The sequence below is a fragment of the Microbulbifer epialgicus genome (assembly GCF_041447265.1).
In the GTDB taxonomy this organism is placed as follows: Bacteria; Pseudomonadota; Gammaproteobacteria; order Pseudomonadales; family Cellvibrionaceae; genus Microbulbifer; species Microbulbifer epialgicus.
This window is the reverse complement of record NZ_JBGMEK010000032.1, coordinates 47,550-54,303: the sequence shown is the minus strand read 5'-3', so window position 1 is coordinate 54,303 and position 6,754 is coordinate 47,550. Positions and strand designations below refer to the sequence as shown.

Sequence of the window (6,754 nt, the reverse complement as noted above, 5' to 3'; positions counted from 1 at the left end):
TCGTTCAGAATGGACGCTTCATTATCAGAAACTTGAAAAGGTTTAGGTGTACGCATAGAAGATACATTATACGGACAATTCTCCATTAGTTACATTACTTTCCGCATGGACCACTAGTGACTTGGTAATGGTGCTACTTCCATCTCCAGGGTCTTGAGGCCATGCTTATAGGCTCGTTTTGCCGGCAGGTATTCGCAATTACCCGAATTGGGTAAATGCGGCGAGAAGGAAGCGGCTGGCATCTTTGCTGGCCCCCTTATTATTGGAAAGGTGCCGCTGAACAGGAGTGCCTGCTGAATTCCAGCGGGGATCAGAGGTGGGCAATGCGATCTGTCCTTGGCGGATGTGTAGCGAAGAGATTAAACAGCGAGCGCTTCTATATTTTGTAACTTGTCATCGAATCGTAAAATGCTTACCGGCCAAAGGCGACTTTGCTCTCGGTACTGCTTAGCTCCTCGTTGAGCTGCATAACATTCTGGTTAGCTTTGAGTCCGGGTAAGCCTCCATTACTGCAGTAAAGTGTCCCAGGGCTCCATTCAGGGCACTTTCTGCACGGCCAAGTTTGCCTAGCTCTGGCACTCATTGGGTTAGAGGCGGCTGCCTTGAGATCGCTGATGGCGGTATTGCGCGCAATGGTTACGGCCTCGACGGTTTCCTGTTCGTGCTTTAGGCAACCTCGAGCAGTTTCCACCAGATTGGGGATCAGGTCGTGACGCCGTTTCAGTTTTACCTCTATCTGTACAAAGGCGTTCTTATTGCGGTTTTTTAGGGAAACCAGTTTGTTATAAATCCCCACTTCATAAAACAAAAGTGCGGCAAAACCACCGGCAGGATAATGTTTGATAACTCCATAAATCCTCTCGCCACTTTTTCTTATGATTGGCGCCGATAGTAACAAGCCCCATCCGCCGGGCGACGCTAGTAGTTAAACTGGCCCTGGCGGAGCAGGGTAGTGCTTCGGCTATAATGCGGCGACTATAAAACACAATTGCCGCCACAACTGGGTCGGCAGTGCAGATTTGGGAGCAGACAGAATGAGTGATGTAACTTCAGATCCCGTAGTGATCGTCGGGATGGCACGTACGCCGATGGGTGCCATGCAGGGCAGCTTATCCGCACTGAGTGCCCCGCAGCTGGGTGCAGCGGCAATTCGTGCAGCGCTGCAAGATGCAGGGATAGCCCCGGCAGATGTCGATGAAGTCATGATGGGTTGTGTGCTTCCCGCTGGTGTGGGCCAGGCTCCGGCACGCCAGGCATCCCGAGATGCAGGCATACCCGATAGTACCCCCTGCACCACTGTCAACAAGGTGTGTGGCTCAGGCATGAAAACTGTGATGATGGCCCGAGATGCGCTGCTGCTGGGGGAGGGGGAGATCATCGTCGCCGGTGGTATGGAGAGCATGAGTAATGCACCCTATCTGTTGCCCAAAGCCCGCTCTGGCATGCGTTTGGGGCATGCTGAGGTAAAGGACTCTATGTTCCTGGATGGTTTGGAAAATGCTGAAGATGGCAAGTTGATGGGTACCTTTGCTGAGAGTACCGCAGATAAGTTTGGCTTTACCCGCGAGGAGCAGGATGCTTTTGCCCTGGAATCCCTGGCGCGAGCTCAGGCCGCAATTGAAAACGGCGATTTTACCCGTGAGATTGCCCCGGTGACCGTTACCGCTCGCCGCAGTGAAGTGGAAGTAAGTGTGGATGAGGCCCCAGGCGGTGCCCGCCCGGACAAAATCCCGCAATTGAAGCCCGCTTTCCGCAAGGACGGCACCGTAACTGCAGCCAATTCCAGCTCTATTTCTGATGGCGCTGCGGCACTGGTCCTGATGCGCAAGAGTTCGGCGGAGAAGCGCGGTCTCAAAGTGCTAGCGGTACTCAAAGCGCAGGCTCAGTATGCCCGCGAACCCGAGTGGTTCACCATCGCCCCGGTGGGTGCTATGCGCAAGTTGTTGGAAAGTGCCGGTTGGTCGGCAGCGGATGTGGACCTGTTTGAAATTAACGAGGCCTTTGCAGTGGTGACTATGGCGGCCATGCGTGAACTGGATCTGCCCTGGAACAAGGTCAATGTGAACGGTGGTGCTTGTGCACTGGGCCACCCCTTGGGGGCCAGCGGCGCTCGTATCCTGATCACTCTATTGGCGGCAATGGAAAAGCGCGATGCCAAGAAAGGGGTTGCGAGCCTTTGCATCGGTGGTGGTGAGGCCACTGCCGTAGCTATCGAGAGAGTGTAATTTTCGCTGGCTGTCGCAAAGATAAAAAGCGGAGGTTGGAGCTCCGCTTTTTATTGAGTTCTCAGTCGGTTGACAGGTTTTAGGTGGCTAGCGGTGTTAACAATTTCAGTTGATGTACTCAACGGCTTTCACTACTTTCTGCACCCCGCCGATTGAGCGGGTTACGTCTGCTGCGCGCTCAGCTTCAGCTTGGGTAAGCAGCCCCATCAGGTAAACGACCCCATTTTCAGTGACCACTTTGATGCGCCCGCTATCGATTTCCTTGTTGGCGAGCAGGTTGGTTTTTACCTTGGTGGTTAGCCAGGCATCACTGGTGGTGGCGAGAAGAGTAACTTTGCCGCGCACCTGGGTTTCATTGTAAACCTGGCGTACATTCTGCACCTGTTCTGCGGTACGCCCCGCGAGCAGGCGCAGTTCCTGGCTGGGGACTTGCCCGGTGAGTAATACGACCCCATTAAAAGAGGTAACGCCGATATTTGAAGCTTTCAGGTCCGGGTGTGCCTTGTTGATATTCACCGTGACAATTGTTTCGGTTCTCTGATCATCAATATAAGTTCCCACCGAGCGTCTGCCCGGGTCCTGTTGGATAGGCCCGTCGTGAGTGGCCTCCAATACGGTGCTGCAGCCGGTACCGGCAAGCAGGGCCATTGCTGCAAATGCAATAAGAAAGTGTTTCCCCTGGGGTAAGAGATTATTTTTCATAGTTTAATCCTCGTAGCCACCGAACAAGCTGCTGTCGATCAGGTCGCACAGGCAGAAGATAGTCAGAAGGTGTACTTGGTGTACTTCAGCTGCGACATCAGAAGGCACGCGCAGTTCAATATCGTGATTATCCAGTAGTGCTGCGCAATTGCCCCCGTCGCCCCCGGTCAGGGCGAGAATGCCCATATCACGGTCGCGTGCAGCGCGCATCGCTTGCACCAAATTGGAATCGCGGCCGTCGCTACTGATGATTACCAGTAGATCACCGGGCTGCCCCAGGGCGCGCACTGGGTGGGCGAAGGTGTCAGCGCTGCCGTGATTCTGAGCAACTGTGCCCATAGAGACGCCGTCGCTATTGAGCGCCATCGCCGGCAGGCCGGGGCGCTCACGCTGGAAACCACCGGTCAATTGCGAGCTGAAACTTTGCGCCAGGGCACCGCTGACACCATTGCCGCAGAGCAGCACCTTACTCTCTGCCAGCAGTGTGTGCACCACCATCTCGCTGGCCTCCGCAATCAGTGGCGCCAGTATCTCACCGGCGTTCATGGTGGCTTCCAGGCTGTGGTGAAAAAGGGTTACGACTCGCTGTTCCATTGTGTCCTTAATTCAGGCGAACCGTGGTTCGCCATAACTTGACAAGGTAAATCTCGAATTTGCCTTAGGCTTCGAAGGCGTTCTTTATCCACTGAATGTTTTGCGCATCGCCGTCTATAGCTAAGATATCGAAGCGGCAGGGACAGTCCAGTTTGTGTTGCTGCAAATAGCTTTGTGCGGTGTGCAGCAATTTTTGCTGTTTGCGCCTATCCACGCTGGCCCCAGCACCACCAAAACGGTTGCTGCGGCGGAAGCGCACCTCCACAAGCACGACAGTATCGCCTTCGCGAGCGATAAGGTCTATCTCTCCGTGACGGCTGCGGTAGTTGCGTTCAATTACGCAAAGCCCCGCACGCTGTAGGTAAAGTGCCGCGGCACCCTCCATATGGGCGCCGACGGTACCGGATGAGCGCTTAAAAAGCCTCACTGTTTCCAGTCACCTGGGGGCGCGGCATGGACAGAGGCTCCACTGTAGTGATTGGTTCTGGCACACCCTTCTCAATCCGTGCCCACATCTGCTCTCGCACGATACGACCATCCGGGCTCAGGCTGAGGGCGCCGGTGAGTCCGTGTACCTTTTGTTGGGGGAACTGGCGCAGCATGGGGAGACGTGGGTAGAGGCGGAAAGCGTCGGCTCCCAAAGCGTAGAGACGGGCAAACGCCGGAGCGGGGTCAGCCTGTTGCGCGATCTCTCGCTTGGTTAGGTTGTTCTCGAATAGCCAGGGCAGGGCGGTGAAGCGTACGCCATTGAGATCGCGATCGCGGTTCGGGTTGATACTGCCACCGAAAACATGGGAGGTGGCGTAAACCGGCAAGTCACCAGCATAGTAGTATGTCAGCATAGGATTGAGCTGGCGGGCCTGCTGGGGTAACGCGGCGACAAATATCATATCGACATCGTCGCGGCGGCGCGGGGTAAATTCCAGCGGCGCGGCCAAACGGCCTTGCAGCTCTTTCTTGCGTGCCTTGCTGGCAGAGATCAGTAGCGCATCGCTTACCAGATTGGAAAACTTGCTGTTGTTGGAAACAGTTTTGCTGATGCTGACAGAGCCCCCGAGGCGCTGCCACTCTTCCTGGAAGGCTTCGGCGCCGCGCTGTCCCCAATTGCTGTCGGTAGTGAGCATCATCGCTTGGCGGTGGCCCTGGCGAAAGGCATGCTGGGCAATCTGACGGGCTTCATCCTCAACGGCCAGGCCAAATTGCACCAGGTCGTCGGTCAGTCGGCCGCGGTCGCTGTAGTTCAGTGCCAGAGTGGGGACTGGCAGCTTTTCCGTGGCCAGCAGGTTGGCCACCTTACTTTTGTCCAGGGGACCGATGATTACCTGGGCACCGGCGTCGACGGCACTTTGATAGACCTCCTCAAAGGGCTGCTCAGTGCCAGTGTTGTAGATCAGGACTCTAGGGGTTGCAGCGCCAGCGTTCAGGGCGGTGTAGTGGGCCGCCATAAAACCATCTCGGATTGCGCGGCCAGCACTGCCGAGAGAGCCCGAAAGCGGCAATAGCAGGGCGATGCTGTCGGCGCGCTGAGCTGCCAGGCGCTCGAGCAGTTGCAGTGCCTGCGGTGGGTGGGTGTTGGCGCTGTGTGCTGGCCAGCGCTCGCGCCAGCGACTCAAGGCGGTTAGCTGTGAGCTGATATCGGTTTGAGTATCCCGGCCCAAAAGTGCCAGCTGATACCAACCCCGCATCTGGGTATCGCTGCTGCTGTTGGCGCGTTCTTGCAGCTCACTAGAAGGCAGCTGAGTCAGTAGCTGCCAAAAACCATCGTTATTCTGGGTGATGGCCTCGTCGGACTGGGCCAGGTAGGAAATCTCACGGCGCTCGGTGATGGCGCTGTCGAGATTGCCGAGGAGCCCCCAGAGGTCGGCACGCAGGTTGCGTAGCGGCAGTGCAGTCGTTTGCGGAAGCTCCACCCAGACATTTTTCAGGCGAGGCGAGGTCGCCAGATCCAGGGCCTCGAAAAAGTCGTCGCTGTCGGCGAGGAGGCTGCCGTAAACCTGCGCATAGCTCGCGTAAAGGGTGTTATCCAGTTGTTCTGGAATAATTTTCACAATGGCTTCTTTAGCCGTCTCTTTCTCCCCTAGCTCGTATAGAATGGCGGCCGCCTGCAGGCGCTGCTGGTCCCGGGCTGGTGCCGGCAGGGAATCAGCGCTGCGTAAAAGCCGCACAGCGTCGCCGCGGCTGGCTTTGTGGCTCGCCGGGTAGGCCGGCTGGTTACCCCCCGGCCGGGAGGTCGGAGTTTGGCAGGCGGCCAGGGCCAGAGCCAGTGTGGCAGCGGCCATGCTGGCGATCACACTAGAGGTGCGCCGGGAAGAGGCGGACATATTCTTCTCCCGCAATATTTATATTTGGAGTGAACAACTATGGGGTCGGATCAGGCGCTGCTTTATATTGTCGCTACGCCCATTGGTAATTTGGCCGATATGGTACCGCGAGCTGTTGAAGTTCTACAATGTGCCGACCTGGTTGCGGCGGAGGACACACGTCACAGTCAGAGACTCTTTTCCCACTTCAATATCGATACGCCGTTAATGGCCTACCACGATCACTCTGATAACAAGCGCACCGACCAGATCTTGCAACGACTGGAGCAGGGCCAGACAGTGGCCTTAATTTCCGATGCGGGTACACCGCTGATCTCGGATCCCGGTTATCGCTTGGTGCGCGAAGCGCGTGAGCGGGGAATTCGTGTGGTGCCGATTCCAGGTGCTTGCGCTTTTGTAACGGCTTTGAGTGCGGCCGGTCTGCCCAGTGATCGTTTCAGTTTTGAGGGCTTTCTGCCAGCTAAGGCGGGGCCGCGTGAGCGGGTGCTGCAGGAATTGGCTGAGGATACCCGAACTTTGATCTTTTATGAGGCGCCCCATCGGGTTGCCGATACCCTGGAAGCAATGGCTAATGTGTTTGGGGCTAAGCGTGAGGCGGTAATTGCTCGCGAGCTTAGCAAAGCTTTTGAAACCTTTCAGTTGATGCCATTGGGTGAGCTGGCCAATTGGGTGCGTTCGGATAGCAATCAGCAGCGCGGTGAGATTGTACTACTCGTGCGCGGTGCTGAGCGTCGTCGCGATAGTGAACTCAGCACCGAGGCGCAACGTGTTATGTCACTCCTTTTGGCTGAGCTGCCACCAAAGAAAGCCGCTGCTATCGCCGCAGAAATTACCGGTGTCAACAAGAAGGTACTGTACAACTGGAGTCTGCAACAAAAATAAGGCGCGCGCTTTTTTCTGTAATTGAAGTTT

7 protein-coding genes are annotated in these 6,754 nt (G+C 56.2%); 2 read left to right on the top strand and 5 right to left on the bottom strand.

Annotated features, from left to right (window positions below):
• Positions 1-412: 412 nt before the first annotated feature.
• Entirely contained in the window at positions 413-898 is a 486-nt protein-coding gene (locus tag ACCI49_RS14380) for a LemA family protein (RefSeq protein ID WP_371839723.1), read from the bottom strand.
• 136 nt (positions 899-1,034) lie between these two features.
• Here ACCI49_RS14380 and ACCI49_RS14375 point away from each other — a divergent pair, with 136 nt between their 5' ends.
• Positions 1,035-2,225, top strand: coding sequence for an acetyl-CoA C-acyltransferase (locus ACCI49_RS14375; RefSeq protein ID WP_371839722.1), 1,191 nt, complete (start codon positions 1,035-1,037; stop codon positions 2,223-2,225).
• A 105-nt stretch (positions 2,226-2,330) separates the two neighbouring features.
• Here ACCI49_RS14375 and ACCI49_RS14370 read toward each other — a convergent pair whose 3' ends face one another.
• The 4 genes from ACCI49_RS14370 to ACCI49_RS14355 all read right to left on the bottom strand — a co-directional run bounded on the left by ACCI49_RS14370 (position 2,331) and on the right by ACCI49_RS14355 (position 5,842).
• Positions 2,331-2,927 carry a BON domain-containing protein gene (locus ACCI49_RS14370; RefSeq protein ID WP_371839721.1) on the bottom strand — a complete coding sequence of 199 codons (597 nt, stop codon included), beginning with the start codon at positions 2,925-2,927 and terminating at the stop codon, positions 2,331-2,333.
• 3 nt (positions 2,928-2,930) lie between these two features.
• Entirely contained in the window at positions 2,931-3,521 is a 591-nt protein-coding gene (locus ACCI49_RS14365) for an SIS domain-containing protein (protein ID WP_371839719.1), read from the bottom strand.
• Between the two features lie 64 nt (positions 3,522-3,585).
• Positions 3,586-3,948, bottom strand: coding sequence for a YraN family protein (locus tag ACCI49_RS14360; RefSeq protein WP_371839718.1), 363 nt, complete (start codon positions 3,946-3,948; stop codon positions 3,586-3,588).
• On the bottom strand, positions 3,935-5,842 hold the full coding sequence (locus ACCI49_RS14355) for a penicillin-binding protein activator (protein ID WP_371839717.1): 1,908 nt from the start codon (positions 5,840-5,842) through the stop codon (positions 3,935-3,937). The genes ACCI49_RS14360 and ACCI49_RS14355 overlap by 14 nt, the downstream gene beginning before the upstream one ends.
• A gap of 39 nt (positions 5,843-5,881) precedes the next feature.
• Between ACCI49_RS14355 and rsmI the strand changes: the two genes are divergently transcribed.
• Positions 5,882-6,724 carry a 16S rRNA (cytidine(1402)-2'-O)-methyltransferase gene (rsmI, locus tag ACCI49_RS14350; RefSeq protein ID WP_371839716.1) on the top strand — a complete coding sequence of 281 codons (843 nt, stop codon included), beginning with the start codon at positions 5,882-5,884 and terminating at the stop codon, positions 6,722-6,724.
• Positions 6,725-6,754 lie beyond the last annotated feature (30 nt).